Here is a 19,823-nt window from a genome sequence, read left to right on the forward strand (position 1 = left end):
ATGCATGACCGTCAGCATCACCATTCGCCCCGCCCGCGCCGACGATGTTTCCGCGCTGGCCGCGCTCAAACTGCATTGTTTCCGCGATACGTTCGGGCCAACCGGCTTTGCCATTCCCTATCCGCCCGCCGATCTGGCGGTGTTCGAGGAGGACTCCTATGGCGAGGCAACGGTGGCGCGCGAACTGGCCGATCCGGAGCATCGCACATGGGTGGCGCAGGATGCAGATGGCGCGCTGGTCGCCTATGTCCATATTGGGCCCAGCAAATTGCCGCATCCCGAACGCGAGAATGGCGATGGGGAGCTGTATCAGCTCTATCTGCGCCGCGAAGTGCAGGGTGCAGGGCTGGGCAAGCATTTGCTCGATCTGGCGCTGGATGAATTGGCCTCATGGGGCCGCCCGATCTGGATCGGCGTGTGGCAAGGCAATCTGAAGGCCCAGCATGTCTATGCCGGGCGCGGGTTCGAGATCGTGGGCGAGTATAAATTTGCCGTGGGCGACTGGCGCGACGAAGAGTTCATCATGCGCCGGAAATAAAAAGGCGGAGGTTTTTGCCTCCGCCTTTTTCGTATCAGAAACCGCGAGCGACACCTTCGCGACGCGGATCGGCCCCGCCTTCATAGCCCTTGGCGCGGCGCACGATCACATGCAGCCCCGAATTTTCCCCCCGCGCGGTCATCAGCGGCAGGCCCTTGGCCGCCAATGCATCGGCCACCGGGGCGGGGAAGGTGTCGGCGCTGAAAATATCGCCGCGCGCCACCAGATTGGGCAGGCTGATCGCATCCTGCGGCTTCATCCCCCAATCGAGCAGCCCTACCAACGCCTTGATATTATAAGCGATGATCGAGGTGCCGCCCGGCGAACCCACCGCCAGTTCGAAATTGCGCTTTGGCGTCAGCACGATGGCGGGCGCCATGCTGGAACGCGGACGCTTGCCCGGCGCGACGGCATTGGCCGCGGGCGCGCCATCGGGATCGTTGGTGCTGAAGGAAAAGTCGGTCAACTGATTGTTGAGGAAGAACCCATCGACCATCCGGCCCGAACCAAAGATGCTTTCCACCGTGGTGGTCATCGACACGACATTGCCCGCGGTGTCCACGATCACCATATGGGTGGTGCCGCCCGGCTCATGGGTGGCGTCCTTGCCCACCTTGGGCGCGTCCTTGGGGATGCCGAAGGTGACGGGCTGGATCGTCTCGCCGATCAGCTTGGCGCGATCGGCGATATAATCGGGCGCCAGCAGGCCGGTGGGGAAAGGCACAAAGGCCGGATCGCCCTCATAACGGTCGCGGTCGGCATAGGCGAGGCGGCTTGCCTGCGCGATCTGCATCCAGCCCTTGGGGTCCTGCGCGTTGCGCGTGGCAATGTCGGTATGCGCCAGCAGGCCCATCGCCTCCTGCACCGCCACGCCGCCCGAGGGCGCCTGCGGGGTGCAGATGAGATGGGTGCGATAGGGCATGCACAGGCCCTCGGTTTTGCGCGGCCTATACGCGGCCAGATCGGCCAGCGTCATTGTGCTGGGCAGCGTGCCGCTCGTCACCTTGGCGACGATCTTTTCGGCCACTGGGCCGGTCAGCAGCCCCTTGGACCCCTGCGCCGCAATGCGGTCCAGAGTGGCGGCATAGGGCTTGTTCACGATATGCTCGCCTGCCTGATAAGGCGTGCCGTCGGCCTTGTGGAAATAGGCCTGCGCATCGGCTCCCTTGGCCTGCGGAGCCTGACTGACGATGGCGCGGGCCAACTTGCCCGTGACCTCGAAACCATCGCTGGCCAGCTTGTGCGCCTCGCCAAACAACTGGTTCCATTTCAGGCGACCATGCTCTTTCTGCGCCATTTCCAGCATGGCGATAGCCCCCGGAACGCCCGTGGCGATCCCGCCCACCACGGCCACAGGAAAGGGCAGCAGCTTCCCGTCGGGGCCGTAGAACTGGCGCGGGCTGGCCCCCTTGGGTGCCACTTCGCGCCCGTCATAGGCGGTGACCTGTTTGGTCTTGGCGTCATAATAGACCAGGAACGAACCGCCCCCCAGACCCGAACTTTCCGGCTCGACCAGACCCAGCACCGCCTGCACCGCGACCGCCGCGTCCACGGCGCTGCCACCCTTTTGCAGGATGCGCAGGCCGGTCTGAACCGCCAGCGGATTGGCCGCCGAAATCATCGCATGGCTGGCAAAACCGGCTTTGGCATCGCCCTTGGCCGGGGCAACCGTGATCGGGGCGACCGGGGCCGGGCGGGCTTGAACGCTCACCGCGCAAAGGGCGAGCGAGGCGGCGCCGATGCGGAACAGCGCGCGGCAAGAAAGCATTACAGACAAGATGATACTCCGGGATTGTAATCCATGGGCTTGGCCATGACCCCGGTGTTTGCGCTTTGGCGGGCAAAGTCAAAGGGGCTTTTTGCGCATGCTGATGAATTATCTTTCACGATTGCGGCCTTGACGGGCGGCGGTGGAGGAAATTTGCGGCGCCGGGCCAAGTGAAAACGAAGGGTTAACCAGCATTGCGCTATGCTACCTATGCCATGCGATCCCGCCAGACCAACCGACAGGCCATCCGAAGGCCGCTGACCATGTCGGCCCGCTGCCGCCTGATGAGCGGTTTGCAGGATAACGTCACGGTCAGCGACCTTTCCACCCATGGCTGCCGGATCGCCACGCGCACGCTCTCGCTGGCGGTAGGAACGCGGGTGATGCTCAAGCTGGACGGGCTGGAGGCGATCAGTTGCACGGTGCGCTGGGTGGAAAGCGGCCAGTGCGGGCTGCAATTCGAACGGCCCATCTATGAACCCGTGGTCGAGCATCTTTGCCGCCTGCATGTCCAGATGAGCGGCGAGGTGCAGGACTGGCGGGCGCGGACGCGGGGCGTCTGCTCGGGTTGATCGCTATCCGCGCCGCGCCGCGCTGAGGGGCATGGCCGTGATCGGATAGCCCAGACCTTCAGGGATCGTCAGCCATTCCTCGCCGTCGCGCATCATGCGGCGGGCGCTGATGGGGACGATGGGGTGGGCTTTTGCATCGGCCGCCGCCTGATGGAAGTCGACGAATTGCGCAAGCCGTTCCAGATTGAGCAGGGTCGGCAGGATGATCTTGAGCGCGCCTTGCGCCGCGCCGCTCAGGCTATCGCGGGCGCTTTGCCAGAAAAGGCGACTGTTCTCAGTGGTATCCACCGCCAGATCGACCGCGCCCGTGCCGATGTTTGCCAGATAAAAGCGAGTGTCAAATCCTCCGACACTCTCTCGCCGCCAGCGGGCAAAGGGCGTCAGCACCTCCAGATTTAGCGCCAGACCGAGGCGGGAGAGGACATCGCCCATTGCCCCGCCCGATTGCAGGATCGTGCGCGCGGCGACCGCCTCGTCATAATTCAACCCGCGCGTGAAGCCCAAACCAAGCCCGGTTTCTTCCAGCGTCTCGCGGATCGCGGCGATGCGCGCGGCAGTGTCGGTCGGGTCCTCGTTCGTCAGGCTTTGCGCCAGTCCGATGTCCTGCGGGTCGACCTTGCCGCCGGGAAAAACCGTGGCCCCGGCGGCAAAGCGCATCGCCTCCGACCGCTCGACCATCAGCAGTTCGGGCGGCTGTTCCGCGGCGCCCTGGCGAAAGATAACCAAGGTGGCTGCGGGGCGCAGGATGAGGGGCGGGCTGGAATCCATCCTCTTTTGATAGGGCGCGAATGGGGCTTGGCAAGGGGTGTCGGGGAAATTGACAATCTGGGCCGGGAGTGGGTGATGCACTCGATTGAATATGCCCGAAATCCGCCATTTTCAAAAACTGGCACGACCTATGCTTCCAAGGTTGTACTAATGGCAGTCTCAAATAGAGGCGGGCTGCTTCCCGGTCTCTGCAGTCCCGCCTCACTCCCGTCTCGAGTATAAAGGTGGGGTCGGTCTTCCCAGTCTCCCGACCCCACCCTTTCACAAAACGAAAGGGCCGCCTCCCCACGGGGAAGCGGCCCTTTTGTTATCAGAAAAGATGATGCGTTTAGGCGACCAGACCGTTCTGCTTGAGCAGGGCCTGAAGCTCGCCGGCCTCATACATTTCCATCATGATGTCGCTGCCGCCCAGAAACTCGCCCTTCACATAGAGCTGGGGGATCGTGGGCCAATCGGAATAGGCCTTGATGCCCTGACGGATCTCCATATCCTGAAGCACGTCGACCGTGTGATAGGTCGCGCCCAGATGCTCAAGGATCGCAATCGCGCGGCTGGAAAAGCCGCATTGCGGGAAAAGCGCGGTGCCCTTCATGAACAACACAACGTCATTCGTGTTCACAATATCGGCAATGCGGGTCTGGACGTCGGACATGGCTTGAAACTTTCTGCAACCAATCGGGGGAACAGATCCTTTTTGCGAAGGAAATCTGTTTCGTCAATCGCTCAGGTGGGGATGCCGGTGGTCAGTTGCAAGGCGTGCAGTTCGCCTCCCATGCGATCACCCAATGCGGCAAACACGGCCTTGTGCTGGGCAATGCGCGGCTTTCCGGCAAAGCTGGGCGAAGTGACGTGGGCGGCATAATGGTCGCCGTCACCGGCAAGGTCGGTGATCGTCACTTCGGCATCGGGAATTGCGGCGCGAATCAGCGCCTCGATCTGGTCGGCGGGCATGGGCATCGGGGGTGTCCTGTCAAAGGGCGCGCGCCACCATGGCCGCGCCCGAAAAATAGCGTCAGACCTGACCGATCATCGCGCGGCGGGCGTCGGCTTCCTTGGCTTTCATCGCGGTGCGTACTTCGGCCTCGTCGGCATCGACGCCCGCGCTGATCAGATCGCCCAGCAATTTACGCACGACATCTTCATCGCCGGCTTCCTCGAAATCGGCCTGCACCACCGATTTGGCGTAGGCTTCGGTTTCGGCCGGAGAAAGGCCCATCCGTTCGGCCGCCCAGGTGCCCAGCAGGCGGTTGCGGCGGGCGTGGATACGAAACTCCAGCTCTTCGTCTTGAGCAAACTTGGCTTCTTCGGCCCGCTCGCGGTCTTGAAAGCTGGTCATAGGGCGTCTCCCGTATGGTTTTTGAAATCGATGGCGCAATGTGGCGCTTTTTCAGCCTGCCGTCCATATCGCGATGCAAATCGCGCGCCAATGTATATGTGTCGCAGCGGCGGTGGTTCAATCCCCCGATTTGGCGCGACCTCCGCTGCGACAGGGCTTTTTCAGCATATCGGCAGCGGTCGATCTTTGCGCTTGCTCAAAAACGGGGAAGGTTTCCCTAAAAAAGCGAGAAAATCTTTCTCGCCTTAGGCCGCCGATGCTGTGGCCAGAAACGGCAGGTCAGCCGCAATCTTGGCTTCATGCTGTTTGATGGCCGCATCGCGCGACAGCGTCAGGCCCACTTCATCAAGCCCGCCGAGCAGACAATGCTTGCGGAACGGGTCGATTTCGAAGGAGAAGCGATCCTGGAACGGCGTGGTCACGGTCTGGCTTTCCAGATCGACATCGATCGGCTGGTCAACCGCCACGGCCAGCAGGCGATCGACGGCTTCCTGAGGCAGAACTACCGTCAGGATGCCGTTCTTGAACGCGTTGCCCGAGAAAATGTCGGAAAAGCTGGGCGCGATGACGCAAGTGATGCCCATGTCGAGCAGCGCCCATGCGGCATGTTCGCGGCTGGACCCGCAACCGAAATTGTCGCCCGCGATCAGGATTGGCGCGCCCTTGTTGCGTTCGGTGTCGAAAATATTGCCTTCTTCGGCACGGATCGCTTCAAACGCGCCCTTGCCAAGGCCCTCACGGGTGATGGTCTTGAGCCAATGGGCCGGAATGATAACGTCAGTATCGACATTCTTGGCGCCAAAGGGGATCGCCGTGCCGGCCACGTGGTTGATCGGTTTCATCGGAAAATATCTTTCGGATCAGTCAGTTTCAGGCGCATCTTCAGGATGAGCAGGAGCGTCGGTCGGCTTAGGCTTGCGGCGGCTGCCAAAAATCAGCGCCGCCGTCAGCGCGGCCGAGCCAATCGCCGCCGCGCCCGCGATGGTCGCAACACCGGCCCAGCTCGAACGCTCGCCCGAAACCTTCTTTCCGCTCTCTTCGCTCATCCCTTCACCCTCTCTAGTTCAGGCCAAAAATTCACGCGCATCGGTCAGATGCCCCGTCACCGCCGCCGCCGCCGCCATCGCGGGCGACACCAGATGCGTGCGCGCACCCGGACCCTGACGGCCCACGAAATTGCGGTTCGACGTGCTGGCGCAGCGCTCGCCCGAGGGCACCTTGTCCGGGTTCATCGCCAGACAGGCCGAACAGCCCGGCTCGCGCCATTCAAGGCCCGCCTCGATAAAGATCTTGTCCAGGCCCTCGGCCTCGGCCTGTTCCTTGACCAGACCCGAGCCCGGCACGACAATCGCCCAGCGCACATTGTCGGCCTTGCGGCGGCCCTTCACAATGGCGGCGGCGGCGCGCATGTCCTCGATGCGGCTGTTGGTGCACGAACCGATGAACACGTTTTGCACCTCGACTTCGGTCATCTTCTGGCCCGGCGTCAGGCCCATGTAGGCCAGAGACTTGCGTGCGGCTTCCTGCTTGCTGGGATCGGCAAAGCTTTCCGGCGCAGGCACCACGCCGCCAATCGCCACGGTGTCCTCGGGGCTGGTGCCCCAGGTCACGGTGGGGGCAATGTCGGCGGCGTCGATCACCACGACCTTGTCATAGGTTGCGCCCGGATCGGTGGCGAGACTCTTCCACCAAGCCACGGCCTTGTCCCAATCGGCGCCCTTGGGCGCATAGGGGCGGCCCTGCACATAAGCGAAGGTCTTTTCATCGGGCGCGATCAGGCCCGCGCGCGCGCCATGCTCGATCGCCATGTTCGAAACGGTCAAGCGACCCTCGACCGACAGATTGCGGATGGCCGATCCGGTATATTCAATGACATAGCCGGTGCCGCCGCTGGCGCCCAGCGTGCCGCAGATGTGCAGCACCAGATCCTTGGCGGTCACGCCCGCGCCCAGTTCGCCCTCAACGCGCACTTCCATCGTCTTGGAGCGCTTGAGCTGCAAGGTCTGCGTGGCCAGCACATGCTCGACCTCGGAGGTGCCGATGCCAAAGGCCAGCGCGCCCAGACCGCCATGGCAGGCGGTGTGCGAATCGCCGCAGACAATCGTCGCGCCGGGCAGCGAGAAGCCCTGTTCGGGGCCGACCACATGGACAATGCCCTGTTCACGGTCTGCATCGCCGATCAGGCGGATGCCGAATTCGGGCGCATTCACTTCCAACGCGGCCAATTGCTGCGCGCTCTGGGGGTCCTTGATGGCAATACGATGTCCGGCCGCATCGCGGCGCGCGGTGGTGGGCAGATTGTGATCGGGCACCGCCAGCGTAAGATCCGGGCGGCGCACCTTGCGCCCCGCAGCGCGCAACCCCTCAAAAGCCTGCGGACTGGTCACCTCATGCACAAGGTGTCGGTCAATCCAGATCAGGCTGGTGCCATCATCGCGGGATTCCACAGTGTGGGCATCCCAGATCTTTTCGTAGAGCGTCTTGGGTCCGGTCATAATAAACCCGACCTAGGCATGGGGGGCGGCAAAAACAAGAGGCGAATGCCCACTACACGGACATTCACATGGACATTCGGGCCAGTGGCGAAATCGTGCATTGCGCATTATAGGGGGATTATGAGTCTTTTTGCCGCCATCGCCATCGTCATCATCAGCTTTTTCGCCATGGAAGGCATCGCGTGGAGCGCGCATAAATATATCATGCATGGCTGGGGCTGGGGTTGGCACCGCGACCATCACGAGCGCCATGATCGGATGTTCGAAAAGAACGACCTCTATGCGCTGTTCGGCGCGGCCATGAGCATTTCGGCCTTCGCCATCGGCAGCCCGCTGATCATGGGCGCCCATGCGTGGGAGGCCGGAACGTGGATCGGCATCGGCATCCTGTGCTATGGCATCGTCTATTCGCTGATCCATGACGGGCTCGTTCATCAGCGCTATTTCCATTATGTGCCGCGCGGGGGCTATGCCAAGCGGCTGGTTCAGGCGCACCGGCTGCATCACGCTACGGTGGGCAAAGAGGGCGGCGTCTCCTTTGGCTTTGTCATTGCCCGCGATCCTTCAGCTTTGAAAAAAGAGCTGGCCGAGCAGCGCAAGGCCGGAATCGCCGTGCTGCGCGAGGCTGAGGAGGTCTGAAACCGTATTTACGGCTCATGGCATTTGCGCTTTGGGCTCAGCTTTGCAAAAGAGGCCCAGATTTGCAAAGAGGTCGTGAAGGGAGAGGCCATGGTCAAACAGCGCTTTCGCGCCACGTCCTATGATGTGGCAGAAGCAGCAGGCGTCAGCCAGTCCACCGTCTCGCGCGCGCTGAGCGGCGACCCGATCGTCGCGGCGGCCACGCGGGAGAGGATTGTCGAGGCGGCGCGGCGGCTCAATTATCACATCGATTCCTCCGCCTCGCGCATGCGCAGCGGGCGTTTGAACACGATTGCCGTGGTGGTGATCTGTCCTGAAGATGAAGATGTGCGGGCGTTCAACCCGTTCCACTATGCGTTGTTGGGCGGGATTTGCGCGGCGGCCTCGGCGCGGGGCATGGAAACCATCGTCTCGTTTCAGGGCGCGCCCGACCGGCTGGACGATCATTTCGAACGCAGCCGCCGCGCCATCGGCATGATCGTGTTCGGCACCAGCGAGAACCGCGCGGCATGGGATTATTTTCAGGCCTCGGCCGATGATGGATGCCATGTTGTATGCTGGGGCGCGCCCGCGCCCGCGCCCGCGCATGAATTGCCATGGGTCCGCGCCGACAATCACGGCGGGGCCCGCGCGGCGGTCGAACATCTGCTCGACCATGGCTATCGCCGCATCGTCTATGTGGGCGAGGCTGATTGCCCGCAGCGACAGTTTGCCGAACGCTATGACGCCTATGCCGAAACATTGATCGCAGCCGGATTGACCCCGCGCATTATGACGCTGGAGCCGGGGCTTTCGCGCCATGAACAGGGGCGGCGGGCGGCTGCGGCCTTGCTGGAGGCGGGCGAGCCTTTCGACGGGCTGTTCACCGCTTGCGACGATATTGCGTTGGGCGTGATGGCCTTGCTCGAAGAACGCGGGCTCAATGTGCCGGGTGATGTCGGCGTGGTGGGCTTTGACGGGGTGAAGGCGGGTCAGTTCAGCGTGCCGCCGCTCACCACCATCGAGCCGGATTTTGCCGTAGCCGGTAAAGCGCTGGTCGATCGCCTTCAGGCTCTGGTCGATGGCGAGGAGGGGCCTCAAGGCCGCGTGCCGGTCCGCCTTGTCGTGCGCGGCAGCGCTCTGGGCCGGGTCGCCACACCTGTCTGAAACCTGAAACAACAGAAAAGGGGCGGGAAAGCGTAATGCCTTCCCGCCCCTTTTTTGCCTACGGCAGGCCGATCACATATGGATCGGCTTGCCCAGCACAGCCATCGCGGCTTCCTTGATCGCTTCCGAATGGGTCGGGTGAGCGTGGCAAGTGTAGGCGATGTCTTCGCTCTTGGCGCCAAATTCCATGGCCTGCGCGGCCTGCGCAATCATGGTGCCCGCCACCGAGGCAATGCACCACACGCCCAGAACGCGGTCGGTGTTGGCGTCGGCAATGACCTTGACGAAGCCGTCCGGCTCGCGGTTGGTCTTGGCGCGGCTGTTGGCCATCATCGGGAATTTGCCGACCTTGATGGGGCCGCGTTCCTTGGCGGCTTCCTCGGTCAGGCCCACGCCCGCGAATTCCGGCGTTGTGTAGACCACGCCCGGGATCACGTCATGGTTCACAATGCCGGTCAGACCAGCAATGTTTTCCGCCACGGCAATGCCTTCGTCCTCAGCCTTATGCGCCAGCATCGGGCCGGGGATCACGTCGCCAATCGCCCACACGCCGTCAACGGCGGTGCGGAAATCATGGTCGGTCTCGATCTGACCACGCCCATTGAGCGCCAGACCGATGTTTTCCAGACCCAGACCATCGACATTGGGACGACGACCAATGGCCACCAGCACGCAGTCGGCTTCGATCGTGGTGGCTTCGCCGCCGGCGGCCGGTTCGACCGTCAGCTTGGCGGTCTTGCCCTCGACGACAGCGCCCGTGACCTTCGTCGAAAGCTTGAGCTCCATGCCCTGCTTCTTGAAGATCTTGGCCGCTTCCTTGCGCACTTCGCCGTCCATGCCGGGCAGAAGCTGGTCAAGGAATTCGACCACGGTGACCTTGGCGCCCAGACGGCGCCAAACCGAGCCAAGCTCCAGCCCGATCACGCCGCCGCCGATGACGACGAGGTGCTGCGGCACGCGGTCCAGCGCCAGAGCGCCGGTCGAGTCCACGATGATGCCCGCATCATTGTCCACCGCCACGGTGGGCAGCGGCGTCACCGACGAACCGGTGGCGATCACGATATGCTTGGCCGTGACGGTTTCGCCTGCGACTTCCACGGTGTGGGCGTCCTTGAACTTGGCGTAGCCCTTCTTCCAGTCGACCTTGTTCTTCTTGAAGAGGAACTCGATGCCGCCGGTCAATTCCTTGACCGCCGTCGACTTTTCACCCTGAAGCACTGACAGGTCCAGCTCGACCGGACCGGTCTTGACGCCAAACTTGGCCAGCGTGCCATGAGCCGCTTCCTCGAACAGCTCGCTGCCATGCAGCAAAGCCTTCGAGGGAATGCAGCCCACGTTAAGGCAGGTGCCGCCCAGCGTGGCGCGGCCCTCGGCGCAGGCGGTCTTGAGACCGAGCTGCGCCGCGCGGATTGCCGCGACATAACCACCGGGACCAGCGCCGATGACGAGGACGTCGTAATTGTATTCAGCCATGATATTCGTCCCCTTATCCGATCAAAGGTCGATCAGCAGACGGGTGGGATCTTCGATCGCTTCCTTGATGGTCTTCAAGGCTGTCACGGCTTCGCGACCATCGATGATGCGGTGGTCATAGGACAGCGCGATGTACATCATCGGGCGGATCACGATCTGACCATTGCGGACCACCGGGCGGTCCTCGATACGGTGCAGGCCGAGCACGGCCGACTGGGGAGGGTTGATGATCGGGGTCGACATCAGACCGCCGAACACGCCGCCATTCGAGATGGTGAACGTGCCGCCCGTCATGTCCGCCATGGTCAGCGAACCTTCCTTGGCCTTCTTGCCATAGTCGGCAATCGCTTTTTCGATGCCCGCGAAGGACATCTTGTCGACATCGCGCACCACCGGCACCACCAGGCCGTTCGGGGCCGAAACGGCGACCGAAATATCGACATAGTCGTGATAGACGATTTCATCGCCCTGGATCTGGGCGTTGACGGCCGGGATGTCCTTAAGGGCCAGCACCGAAGCCTTGGCGAAGAAGGACATGAAGCCGAGCTTCACGCCATGCTTCTTTTCGAAAGCATCCTTGAAGCGGTTGCGCGCTTCCATCACCGCCGACATATCAACGTCGTTGAAGGTGGTGAGCAGAGCGGCATTTTCCTGCGCGCTCTTCAGACGCTTGGCGATCGTCTGACGCAGGCGGGTCATCTTGACGCGCTCTTCGCGACGCTCGTTGGCAGGTGCTGCAACAGCGGCCGGAACGGTCGGTGCGCCGCTGGCGGCCTTGGTCTGGGCGGCTGCCACCACGTCTTCCTTGGTGATGCGGCCGTCCTTGCCGGTGCCCTTGATGGTGGCCGGGTCGATGCCATATTCCAGCACCGCGCGGCGCACCGCAGGGCTGAGCACGGCAGGATCGTTGCTTTCAGCCGCCGCCGGAGCCGCCGCAACGGGGGCAGGGGCCGCAGCCGCCGCAACCGGAGCCGCCGCCTTGGGAGCAGCAGCGCCAGCAGCGCCCTCTTCGATCACCGCGATGATCGCGCTGACCGTCACCGTGTCGCCAACAGCGGCGAGCTGCTGGCTGAGCACACCGGCGACCGGCGAGTTGACTTCGATCGCGACCTTGTCGGTTTCGAGGCTGGCAATGGGTTCGTCCAGAGCGACCGCTTCGCCCGGCTGCTTGAGCCACTGGCCGATCGTGGCCTCGCTCACCGATTCACCCAGAGTGGGGACTTTGACTTCCGTGGACATGACTTGCTTATCCTAAAGAAATTGGGAGGAGGCTGCGGCTCAGCTCTTCTTCTTACGGCGGATTTCGCTGCGGGCCGAAAGACCCAGCGCGTCGGCCACCAAGGCGTTCTGTTCAAGCGTGTGGCGCTTGGCGCTGCCCGTGGCGGGCGAGGCCGAAGCGTGACGACCCGCATAACGAGCGCGCGAAACCTTCGCCTTGGCGTTGGCCAGCGTTTCCTCGATCAGCGGCTCGACAAAGAACCAGGAACCGTTGTTCTTGGGTTCTTCCTGACACCACACGACCTCTTCCAGATTGGGCATCTTGGCCAGACGCGCCGCAAGCGGTTCGCCGGGGAAGGGGTAGATCTGCTCGATACGGATGATCTGCGTATCGGCCAGTTCGGCAGCGTCGCGTGCTTCGAACAGGTCATAGGCAACCTTGCCCGAGCAAAGGACCACGCGGCGCGTATCCTTGTCGGCGGCGCCGTTGGCGTCCGAGAGAATGCGCATGAAGTGGCCTTCGCCCACGAATTCCTCGGCGCTCGATTTCGCCAGAGGATGACGCAGCAGGCTCTTCGGGCTCATGATGATGAGCGGCTTGCGGAAGCTGCGGTGCATCTGACGACGCAGAACGTGGAAGTAGTTGGCCGGGCTGGTGATGTTGCACACCTGCATGTTATCTTCGGCGCAAAGCTGGAGATAACGTTCCAGACGGGCCGACGAGTGCTCCGGTCCCTGACCTTCATAGCCATGGGGCAGCAGCAGCACGAGGCCGTTGGCGCGCAGCCACTTCGATTCCGAAGAAGCGATGTACTGGTCGATCACGATCTGGGCGCCATTGGCGAAGTCGCCGAACTGGCCTTCCCACAGGACGAGCGTCTTGGGGTCGGCGCTGGCATAGCCATATTCATAGCCCAGCACGCCATATTCCGAGAGCGGGCTGTCATAGACTTCGAAGAAGCCATGCGGCACCGTGGTCAGCGGAACATACTTGCTTTCGTTGGTCTGATCGACCCAGACGGCGTGGCGGTGGCTGAACGTGCCGCGCCCGCAATCCTGACCCGACAGACGGACCGAATAGCCTTCCGAGAGCAGCGAGCCAAAGGCCAGCGCTTCGGCCGTGGCCCAGTCAAAGCCCTCGCCGCTGTTGAACATCTCGCGCTTGGCATCCAGCACGCGCCCCAGCGTCTTGTGGATCGTCAGATCGCTCGGAACCGAGGTCAGCGTGCGGCCAAGGCTGTCGAACAGCTTCTGCTCGATGCCGGTGGGCACGTTGCGGCGGGCGCTTTCGGGGTCCATCGGCTGGTTGAAACCGCTCCAGCGACCGCCGAACCAGTCGGCCTGATTGGCCTTATAGGTTTTGGCGGCGTCGAAGTGCTCTTCCAGATGGGCGTTGAAGGCGGCAACCTGTTCGCCAAGGAAACCGGCGGGCACCACGCCTTCGCGCTGGAGACGCTCGGCATAGAGTTCCGACACGGGCTTATGCGCGCGGATCTTCTGATACATCAGCGGCTGGGTGAAACCGGGCTCGTCGCCTTCGTTATGACCAAAGCGGCGATAGCACCACATGTCGATCACGATGTCGCGGCCAAAGGTCTGGCGATAGTCGATCGCCAGCTTGCACGCGAAGGTTACGGCTTCCGGATCATCGCCATTGACGTGCAGCACCGGGCACTGAATGCCCTTGGCGACGTCGGAAGGATACGGCGAGCCGCGCGAGAACTGCGGGCTGGTGGTGAAGCCGATCTGGTTGTTGATGATGAAGTGGATGCAACCGCCGGTGTTGTAACCCTTCACGCCCGACAGGCCGAAGCATTCCCACACGATACCCTGACCCGCAAAGGCCGCGTCACCGTGGATGAGAACGGGCAGCACCTGCTTGTGCTTGGCGCCCGGCCCGATGTCGGTGCCGATGTCGTCGCGGATCTGCTGATAGGCGCGAACCTTACCCAGAACGATGGGGTCCACCGTTTCAAGGTGCGAAGGGTTCGGCATCAGGCTCATGTGAACCTTGATCCCGTCGAAATCGCGGTCGGTGCTGGTGCCAAGGTGATACTTGACGTCGCCCGAGCCGCCCACGTCTTCGGGATTGGCGGTGCCGCCCGAAAATTCGTGGAAGATCACCTTGTAAGGCTTGGCCATCACATTGGCCAGCACGTTCAGGCGGCCGCGGTGGGCCATGCCGTACACGATTTCCTTAACGCCCAACTGGCCGCCATACTTGATGACGGCTTCGAGGGCAGGGATCATCGACTCGCCGCCATCAAGGCCAAAGCGCTTGGTGCCGACATACTTCTTGCCGCAGAACTTTTCCCACTGCTCGCCGCGAACCACGGCGCCCAGAATGGCCTTCTTGCCCTCGGCGGAAAATTCGATGTGCTTGTCGGCGCCTTCCATGCGGTCTTGCAGGAAGCGGCGTTCTTCCACATCGGTGATGTGCATGTATTCCAGGCCCACCTTGCCGCAATAGTTTGCGCGCAGGATGGCGACGAGTTCGCGGATGGTTGCCCATTGCAGGCCCATCGTGCCGCCCAGATAAATCTTGCGATCAAGCGCCGCACCGCTGAAACCGTAATATTCCGGCGTCATATCGGCGGGCAGATCGGAATGGTGCAGGCCCAGCGGATCGAGGTCCGCCGCCAGATGGCCACGCACGCGATAGGTGCGGATCAGCATGATCGCGCGCAGCGTGTCATTGGCCGCTTCTTCGACCGAAGCGTCGCTGACGGGCGTGCCCGCCTTTTTCGCCGCCGCCTTGATCCCTTCCCTCAGCGTGGTGGGGTCGAGCGCGCGGGTCAGCTCGTCCTCCGCTGCGCCGCCTACCTGCGGCCAGTTGCGTCGCTGCCAGCTCGGTCCGGGCTGCGGCCCGTCCTGTGCTGGGTCGGAAAGAAAATCTTGGCTTTCGCTACCCATGGCTTCACCTATTTTCGCACCGGCGCATTTTGGCGCTGGTGGGGGTTTATTGTGGCGGCTGGTTCCGAAAGAGCCTCTGGCCCCGGGGAGGAATGGCCGGCACATGGCATTCTTCTAACACCGGACGGGGTTAACCACGGATGGCCAATCCCGCCCGGTATTGAACTTAAATTCAGCCCTTAAGCACTTCGGCGAGCGTTTCGCCGAGCAGGCTGGGGCTGGCCGAAACCTTGATCCCGGCAGCTTCCATCGCGGCGATCTTGCTTTCCGCATCGCCCTTGCCGCCCGACACGATCGCGCCGGCGTGGCCCATGCGGCGGCCCGGAGGCGCCGTGCGGCCGGCGATGAAGCCTGCCATCGGCTTTTTACGGCCCTTCTTGGCTTCATCGATCAGGAACTGTGCGGCCTGTTCTTCAGCGTCACCACCGATTTCGCCGATCATGATGATCGACTTGGTGGCTTCGTCGGCCAGGAACAGTTCCAGCACGTCGATGAAATTGGTGCCGTTGACCGGGTCGCCGCCGATGCCGACAGCGGTGGTCTGGCCGAGACCGATGTTGGTGGTCTGGAACACCGCTTCATAGGTCAGCGTGCCCGAGCGCGAGACGACGCCCACGGAGCCTTCCTTGAAGATCGAACCGGGCATGATGCCGATCTTGCACTGGTTCGGGGTCAGCACGCCGGGGCAGTTCGGGCCGATCAGGCGCGACTTCGAACCCGACAGGGCGCGCTTCACGCGAACCATGTCGGCCACGGGAATGCCTTCGGTGATGGCAACGATCAGCTCGATTTCAGCGTCGATGGCTTCGAGGATCGAGTCAGCCGCGAATGGCGGCGGAACATAGATGACCGAAGCGGTCGCGCCCGAAACGGCCTTGGCCTCGGCAACCGTGTCCCAGATCGGCAGGTTGGTGTCGGCATGGATCGTGCCGCCCTTGCCGGGGGTGACGCCGCCAACCATCTGCGTGCCATAGGCCAGAGCCTGCTGGGTGTGGAAAGTGCCGGTCTTGCCGGTCATCCCCTGGGTGATGACCTTGGTATTCTTGTCAATCAGGATCGACATTGGATTCTCCGAGATGGGGAGGAGGTCGTCTTATTTTTTAGGCCCCGGCTTGCAACCGGGGCCGTATTCTTTTGGATCAGGCCAGCGAAGGATCAATGCCCTTGCAGGCCACCAGCAGTTCCTTGACCGCCTCGACCGAGACGTTGAGGTTGCTCTGGGCTTCTGCGTCCAATTCGATCTCGATGACCTTTTCCACGCCGCCGGCGCCGATCATGACCGGAACGCCCACATACAGGTCGTTCACGCCATATTCGCCGTTCACATAGGCGGCCGAAGGCAGGATGCGCTTCTGATCATTGAGATAGGCTTCGGCCATGGCGATCGCCGAGGCGGCGGGCGCATAGAAAGCCGAGCCGGTCTTGAGCAGGCCGACGATTTCGCCGCCGCCCGAACGGGTGCGGGCCACGATGGCGTCGATCTTTTCCTGCGTGGTCAGACCCATCTTGATGAGGTCGGGCACGGGGATGCCGTTGACGGTCGAATACTGAACCACCGGCACCATGGTGTCGCCGTGGCCGCCCAGAACGAAGGTGTTCACGTCGCGGACCGACACGCCGAATTCCCAAGCCAGGAACGTGGTGAAGCGGGCCGAGTCGAGCACGCCGGCCATGCCGACAACCTTGTTCGCAGGCAGGCCCGAGAATTCGCGCAGAGCCCAGACCATCGCGTCGAGCGGGTTGGTGATGCAGATCACGAAAGCGTCGGGGCAGTTGTACTTGATGCCTTCGCCGACAGCCTTCATCACCTTCAGGTTGATGCCGAGCAGGTCGTCGCGGCTCATGCCGGGCTTGCGCGGGACGCCGGCGGTGACGATCACCACATCGGCGCCGGCCAGGTCGGCATAATCATTCGTACCAGTGATCTTGGCGTCAAAGCCTTCGACCGGGCCGCACTGCGACAGGTCAAGAGCCTTGCCCTGAGGCACGCCATCGACAACGTCGAACAGGACGATGTCGCCCAGTTCCTTTTGCGCAGCCAGATGAGCGAGCGTGCCGCCAATGTTGCCGGCGCCGATCAGGGCAATCTTCTTGCGAGCCATGAACCAATCCTTCCCTACTTGCGGGGCTTCCCCTTGGCCGAAAGTGGCCGCAGGATAGCGGGTGTTTCACTGACCATCATACGCAGTCCCGCAAGCGCGCAGGTGGCCCTTAACCGAATTGGGGGTGGCCCTATTCCTGTCTTTGCTGCTTTGCAAGGCGGGAAAAGCATATAAGACGAAAGAGTTTGCGCGACTAATTCGCAATAGCGGAAAGGCTTTGCTTGATAACCTATATGGCTATAAAATTGGCAAGGCTATGCTATATCCGGTTTGGCATACGTAACCATCCGGGATGAACGAAGCGTTCAGGCAAGCTTGCGAAGCAGAGGAGAGTCTTGTTCCGGAGTCGCGGGCGGGGCGTCCGTCCCGATCCGGCGGCGCTCCTGTGCCAACAGCATCGCCGCCAGATAGTCAGGCACGGCGCGGCTGAAATACCAACCCTGACCCAGCGTACAACCGGTGTCGCGCACCGCCTGCACCTGTTCCAGCGTTTCCAGCCCCTCGGCCACGATTTCCATCCCCAACGTCTTGCCCATCGCTGCCACCGCGCAAATGATCGCATGGCTGGTGGTCCCGGCGCTCAGGCCCGAGATGAAGCTGCGGTCGATCTTGATCTTCTTGAATGGGTAGCGGTCAAGATAACCGAGGGACGAATAGCCGGTGCCGAAATCGTCCAGAGCAAAACGCACGCCGGCCCCGGCCAGCTCGTTGATGAAGGCCGAGGTATTGGGGCTGTGGTCAAGCAGCGTGGTTTCGGTGATTTCCAGCTCAAGGCGGCTGGGCGGCAATTTCGCCTCGCGCAGAGCATTGAGGATGCCCAGCGCCGCGCCCGGCGCCCGGATCTGAAGCGGTGAGAGATTGACCGCCAGTGTAACATCATCGGGCCATTCGGCGGCAACGCGGGCCGCCTTGGCCGTGATCCAGTTGCCCAGTGTGATGATCGCTCCGCTTTCCTCGGCCACGGGGATGAATTCGTCGGGGCGCAATTCGCCCTTTTCCGGGTGGAACCAGCGCACCAGCGCCTCGAACGCCCGAATGCGCCCGGTTTCCAGATCGACCAGCGGCTGGAAATGAACCGAAAGCTCGTCGCGTTGCAGGGCAAGGCGCAGCTCGGCCTCAATCTCCTTGCGACGGATCAGGTCGCGCGTCATTGAAGGGTTGAAGCTGACGATCTGCTTGCGGCCATTCAACTTGGCATGGTTGAGCGCCAGATCGGCCCCTTGCAGCACGGCTTCCAGATCAGTGCCATGTTCGGGCAGGATCGCGATGCCGATTGAGCAGCCGATTTCCAGCCGGTCATCATCGATGCGCAGCGGACGCAGGATGTCGGTCAGGATCGCATCGGCAATCGACTGGATATCGGTTTCGGGCCCCGCTTCAAAGGCGATGATGAATTCGTCGCCGCCAAACCGACCGATACCCGCGCCCACCGGCGCGCTGCGGCGCAGCCGCGCGGCCACTTCAACAAGGCAGCGGTCGCCCACCTGATGGCCCAGTGTGTCGTTGATTTCCTTGAACCGGTCGAGGTCGAGCCACAGGATCGCCAGCTTGTTACCTTCCGGGATCGCCACAAGGCGTTCGACCAGATGGTGATTGAGCCCCGCACGGTTGAGCAATCCGGTAACAATATCGGTGCGCGCCAGATGCTGCATCTTTTCGGCAAGGCGCTGGCTGGTTTCCGCGCTGGAAATCGAATCGCGCAAGGTGCGGAACACGTTAAGCGTAATCGACATCATCGCGGGCAGCACAAGGAACAGCGTAAAGGCCAGCAACCGGCTTGCCAGATCCTCCTGCATTCCGGCCGCCACGATCACGGGCAGCAGCGCCAGCGACAATTGCCCGATGGCAATCGCAGGCCGCCCGGCATTGCGCGCGGCAATCCCCACCGAATAAGCAATCGCATTGCCCACCATCAGCGTGCGCACGGGTCCCGGTACGGAATGGAAAAACGTCAGGGCCGCAATCAGCCCGGCCATGATCGAATAGGAAAACGCGCCCAATTCATAAATGATTTCAAGCGCGCGCGGCTTGTTGCCCATCCATCGGGGCAGAATCGTCGCGCTGGCCACGCGCATCAACGCTATGGCCGACATCACCCATGCCGCCACGGTGATTTCGCGATGGCCCGATTCAATCGCGGCGGTTGCGCTGGTCAGTATCCCGCACAGCGCGCCAATCGCCAGAGACGACGGTTGCGTATAAAGCGTGGTGACCAGAATGGCTCTTGCCCGGTCATCAGCAGCATGGGTTTTGAACAAAACCCGCAACATGTCGAATAAAGGACGGATCGGACAACTCCCGTTGGACAAGGTCAGCCTAGGGAGAACTCGTCACAGATTGGTTAACGCCGAGCTACACTCTGCGACCTTTGTCGCATTTGTACAAATTTTAGCATGAGAGCCATCGGGCCTCATTCGGGCAGGACCAACGGTTCGAATTCCTCCACCGCGCGGTGCGCGGTGGCCAGCCGGTTGGCCATTTGCCGGTCCAGCTTGCGGCAGATGCCCAGCCAGTGACGGTATTGTTCGCGGTTGCCTTCGAAAAAGGCGCGCAGGGCGATGTTGCGCGCCCGTTCCGCCGCGCCCAGTCCATGGCGGGCGAAGTGTTGCAGAGCGTCATGGAGCATGGTGTCGCTCTCAGCCTGATTGTCATGGTCGTTGGCCGGAGCGCGCAGTCGGGGGCGGCGCAACACGCGCGCCACCGCGCCGCATTCACCAGCGCCTGCCGCTGCAAATCGGATCGACATGCCTGAAAATTCCTCAATCTTGTCTTGAATCCGGCACGGGTTTAGCACAGCCGGGCTAAGCCTTCGTATGTTGCCTTGGTTATCATATGCTTGCCTTGGGTTAACCGAG

General features: G+C 62.4%; 19 protein-coding genes. 4 read left to right on the forward strand and 15 right to left on the reverse strand.

Annotation, left to right across the window (positions count from 1 at the left end; genetic code table 11):
• Positions 1-4: 4 nt before the first annotated feature.
• On the forward strand, positions 5-538 hold the full coding sequence (locus FHW96_RS14550; protein ID WP_172341313.1) for a GNAT family N-acetyltransferase: 534 nt from the start codon (positions 5-7) through the stop codon (positions 536-538).
• 34 nt (positions 539-572) lie between these two features.
• Here the strand turns inward: FHW96_RS14550 and FHW96_RS14555 are convergent, their stop codons facing one another.
• Entirely contained in the window at positions 573-2,306 is a 1,734-nt protein-coding gene (locus FHW96_RS14555) for a gamma-glutamyltransferase family protein (protein WP_172341314.1), read from the reverse strand.
• Between the two features lie 215 nt (positions 2,307-2,521).
• On the opposite strand from FHW96_RS14555, the gene FHW96_RS14560 reads away from it, so the two are divergent.
• Positions 2,522-2,878: a PilZ domain-containing protein gene (locus FHW96_RS14560; RefSeq protein ID WP_172341315.1), complete on the forward strand. Its 357-nt coding sequence runs from the start codon at positions 2,522-2,524 to the stop codon at positions 2,876-2,878.
• A gap of 3 nt (positions 2,879-2,881) precedes the next feature.
• Here the strand turns inward: FHW96_RS14560 and FHW96_RS14565 are convergent, their stop codons facing one another.
• The 7 genes from FHW96_RS14565 to leuC all read right to left on the reverse strand — a co-directional run bounded on the left by FHW96_RS14565 (position 2,882) and on the right by leuC (position 7,477).
• Positions 2,882-3,646 (reverse strand): NUDIX domain-containing protein, encoded by a 765-nt coding sequence (locus FHW96_RS14565; RefSeq protein WP_172341316.1) that lies wholly within the window; start codon positions 3,644-3,646, stop codon positions 2,882-2,884.
• A gap of 328 nt (positions 3,647-3,974) precedes the next feature.
• Positions 3,975-4,298 carry a Grx4 family monothiol glutaredoxin gene (gene grxD / locus FHW96_RS14570; protein WP_172341317.1) on the reverse strand — a complete coding sequence of 108 codons (324 nt, stop codon included), beginning with the start codon at positions 4,296-4,298 and terminating at the stop codon, positions 3,975-3,977.
• A 71-nt stretch (positions 4,299-4,369) separates the two neighbouring features.
• Complete coding sequence (locus FHW96_RS14575) at positions 4,370-4,603, reverse strand: BolA/IbaG family iron-sulfur metabolism protein (protein WP_168604485.1); 234 nt, start codon at positions 4,601-4,603, stop codon at positions 4,370-4,372.
• A gap of 55 nt (positions 4,604-4,658) precedes the next feature.
• The gene (locus FHW96_RS14580; protein WP_172341318.1) at positions 4,659-4,982 is read right to left on the reverse strand and encodes a DUF1476 domain-containing protein; all 324 of its coding nucleotides are present in this window, start codon (positions 4,980-4,982) and stop codon (positions 4,659-4,661) included.
• Between the two features lie 245 nt (positions 4,983-5,227).
• Positions 5,228-5,824 (reverse strand): 3-isopropylmalate dehydratase small subunit, encoded by a 597-nt coding sequence (leuD, locus tag FHW96_RS14585; protein WP_172341319.1) that lies wholly within the window; start codon positions 5,822-5,824, stop codon positions 5,228-5,230.
• Positions 5,825-5,842: 18 nt separating this feature from the next.
• Positions 5,843-6,028, reverse strand: coding sequence for a hypothetical protein (locus FHW96_RS14590; RefSeq protein ID WP_172341320.1), 186 nt, complete (start codon positions 6,026-6,028; stop codon positions 5,843-5,845).
• A gap of 18 nt (positions 6,029-6,046) precedes the next feature.
• Entirely contained in the window at positions 6,047-7,477 is a 1,431-nt protein-coding gene (leuC, locus tag FHW96_RS14595) for a 3-isopropylmalate dehydratase large subunit (RefSeq protein ID WP_172341321.1), read from the reverse strand.
• 120 nt (positions 7,478-7,597) lie between these two features.
• Here leuC and FHW96_RS14600 point away from each other — a divergent pair, with 120 nt between their 5' ends.
• Complete coding sequence (locus FHW96_RS14600) at positions 7,598-8,116, forward strand: sterol desaturase family protein (RefSeq protein ID WP_172341322.1); 519 nt, start codon at positions 7,598-7,600, stop codon at positions 8,114-8,116.
• Between the two features lie 90 nt (positions 8,117-8,206).
• Positions 8,207-9,262: a LacI family DNA-binding transcriptional regulator gene (locus tag FHW96_RS14605; RefSeq protein ID WP_172341323.1), complete on the forward strand. Its 1,056-nt coding sequence runs from the start codon at positions 8,207-8,209 to the stop codon at positions 9,260-9,262.
• 72 nt (positions 9,263-9,334) lie between these two features.
• Here the strand turns inward: FHW96_RS14605 and lpdA are convergent, their stop codons facing one another.
• The 7 genes from lpdA to FHW96_RS14640 form a co-directional block, all read right to left on the reverse strand.
• A complete protein-coding gene (gene lpdA, locus FHW96_RS14610; RefSeq protein ID WP_172341324.1) occupies positions 9,335-10,735 on the reverse strand; it encodes a dihydrolipoyl dehydrogenase in 1,401 nt (466 codons plus the stop codon).
• Positions 10,736-10,756: 21 nt separating this feature from the next.
• On the reverse strand, positions 10,757-11,974 hold the full coding sequence (odhB, locus tag FHW96_RS14615) for a 2-oxoglutarate dehydrogenase complex dihydrolipoyllysine-residue succinyltransferase (RefSeq protein WP_172341325.1): 1,218 nt from the start codon (positions 11,972-11,974) through the stop codon (positions 10,757-10,759).
• Positions 11,975-12,013: 39 nt separating this feature from the next.
• Positions 12,014-14,866 carry a 2-oxoglutarate dehydrogenase E1 component gene (locus FHW96_RS14620; protein WP_172341326.1) on the reverse strand — a complete coding sequence of 951 codons (2,853 nt, stop codon included), beginning with the start codon at positions 14,864-14,866 and terminating at the stop codon, positions 12,014-12,016.
• Between the two features lie 172 nt (positions 14,867-15,038).
• The gene (gene sucD, locus FHW96_RS14625) at positions 15,039-15,929 is read right to left on the reverse strand and encodes a succinate--CoA ligase subunit alpha (protein WP_172341327.1); all 891 of its coding nucleotides are present in this window, start codon (positions 15,927-15,929) and stop codon (positions 15,039-15,041) included.
• Positions 15,930-16,005: 76 nt separating this feature from the next.
• On the reverse strand, positions 16,006-16,968 hold the full coding sequence (gene mdh, locus FHW96_RS14630) for a malate dehydrogenase (protein WP_172341328.1): 963 nt from the start codon (positions 16,966-16,968) through the stop codon (positions 16,006-16,008).
• A gap of 305 nt (positions 16,969-17,273) precedes the next feature.
• Positions 17,274-19,238, reverse strand: coding sequence for a bifunctional diguanylate cyclase/phosphodiesterase (locus FHW96_RS14635; protein WP_172341329.1), 1,965 nt, complete (start codon positions 19,236-19,238; stop codon positions 17,274-17,276).
• Positions 19,239-19,378: 140 nt separating this feature from the next.
• Positions 19,379-19,714 carry a hypothetical protein gene (locus FHW96_RS14640; RefSeq protein WP_172341330.1) on the reverse strand — a complete coding sequence of 112 codons (336 nt, stop codon included), beginning with the start codon at positions 19,712-19,714 and terminating at the stop codon, positions 19,379-19,381.
• Positions 19,715-19,823 lie beyond the last annotated feature (109 nt).

This window comes from Novosphingobium sp. SG751A (assembly GCF_013149295.1).
In the GTDB taxonomy this organism is placed as follows: Bacteria; Pseudomonadota; Alphaproteobacteria; order Sphingomonadales; family Sphingomonadaceae; genus Novosphingobium.

What these genes read in the sequence shown, in the direction of transcription:
- FHW96_RS14550 (WP_172341313.1), top strand. Translation starts at nt 5, where the DNA reads ATGACCGTCAGCATCACCATTCGCCCCGCCCGCGCCGACGATGTTTCC.
- FHW96_RS14555 (WP_172341314.1), bottom strand. Translation starts at nt 2,306, where the DNA reads ATGCTTTCTTGCCGCGCGCTGTTCCGCATCGGCGCCGCCTCGCTCGCC.
- FHW96_RS14560 (WP_172341315.1), top strand. Translation starts at nt 2,522, where the DNA reads ATGCGATCCCGCCAGACCAACCGACAGGCCATCCGAAGGCCGCTGACC.
- FHW96_RS14565 (WP_172341316.1), bottom strand. Translation starts at nt 3,646, where the DNA reads ATGGATTCCAGCCCGCCCCTCATCCTGCGCCCCGCAGCCACCTTGGTT.
- grxD (WP_172341317.1), bottom strand. Translation starts at nt 4,298, where the DNA reads ATGTCCGACGTCCAGACCCGCATTGCCGATATTGTGAACACGAATGAC.
- FHW96_RS14575 (WP_168604485.1), bottom strand. Translation starts at nt 4,603, where the DNA reads ATGCCCATGCCCGCCGACCAGATCGAGGCGCTGATTCGCGCCGCAATT.
- FHW96_RS14580 (WP_172341318.1), bottom strand. Translation starts at nt 4,982, where the DNA reads ATGACCAGCTTTCAAGACCGCGAGCGGGCCGAAGAAGCCAAGTTTGCT.
- leuD (WP_172341319.1), bottom strand. Translation starts at nt 5,824, where the DNA reads ATGAAACCGATCAACCACGTGGCCGGCACGGCGATCCCCTTTGGCGCC.
- FHW96_RS14590 (WP_172341320.1), bottom strand. Translation starts at nt 6,028, where the DNA reads ATGAGCGAAGAGAGCGGAAAGAAGGTTTCGGGCGAGCGTTCGAGCTGG.
- leuC (WP_172341321.1), bottom strand. Translation starts at nt 7,477, where the DNA reads ATGACCGGACCCAAGACGCTCTACGAAAAGATCTGGGATGCCCACACT.
- FHW96_RS14600 (WP_172341322.1), top strand. Translation starts at nt 7,598, where the DNA reads ATGAGTCTTTTTGCCGCCATCGCCATCGTCATCATCAGCTTTTTCGCC.
- FHW96_RS14605 (WP_172341323.1), top strand. Translation starts at nt 8,207, where the DNA reads ATGGTCAAACAGCGCTTTCGCGCCACGTCCTATGATGTGGCAGAAGCA.
- lpdA (WP_172341324.1), bottom strand. Translation starts at nt 10,735, where the DNA reads ATGGCTGAATACAATTACGACGTCCTCGTCATCGGCGCTGGTCCCGGT.
- odhB (WP_172341325.1), bottom strand. Translation starts at nt 11,974, where the DNA reads ATGTCCACGGAAGTCAAAGTCCCCACTCTGGGTGAATCGGTGAGCGAG.
- FHW96_RS14620 (WP_172341326.1), bottom strand. Translation starts at nt 14,866, where the DNA reads ATGGGTAGCGAAAGCCAAGATTTTCTTTCCGACCCAGCACAGGACGGG.
- sucD (WP_172341327.1), bottom strand. Translation starts at nt 15,929, where the DNA reads ATGTCGATCCTGATTGACAAGAATACCAAGGTCATCACCCAGGGGATG.
- mdh (WP_172341328.1), bottom strand. Translation starts at nt 16,968, where the DNA reads ATGGCTCGCAAGAAGATTGCCCTGATCGGCGCCGGCAACATTGGCGGC.
- FHW96_RS14635 (WP_172341329.1), bottom strand. Translation starts at nt 19,238, where the DNA reads ATGTTGCGGGTTTTGTTCAAAACCCATGCTGCTGATGACCGGGCAAGA.
- FHW96_RS14640 (WP_172341330.1), bottom strand. Translation starts at nt 19,714, where the DNA reads ATGTCGATCCGATTTGCAGCGGCAGGCGCTGGTGAATGCGGCGCGGTG.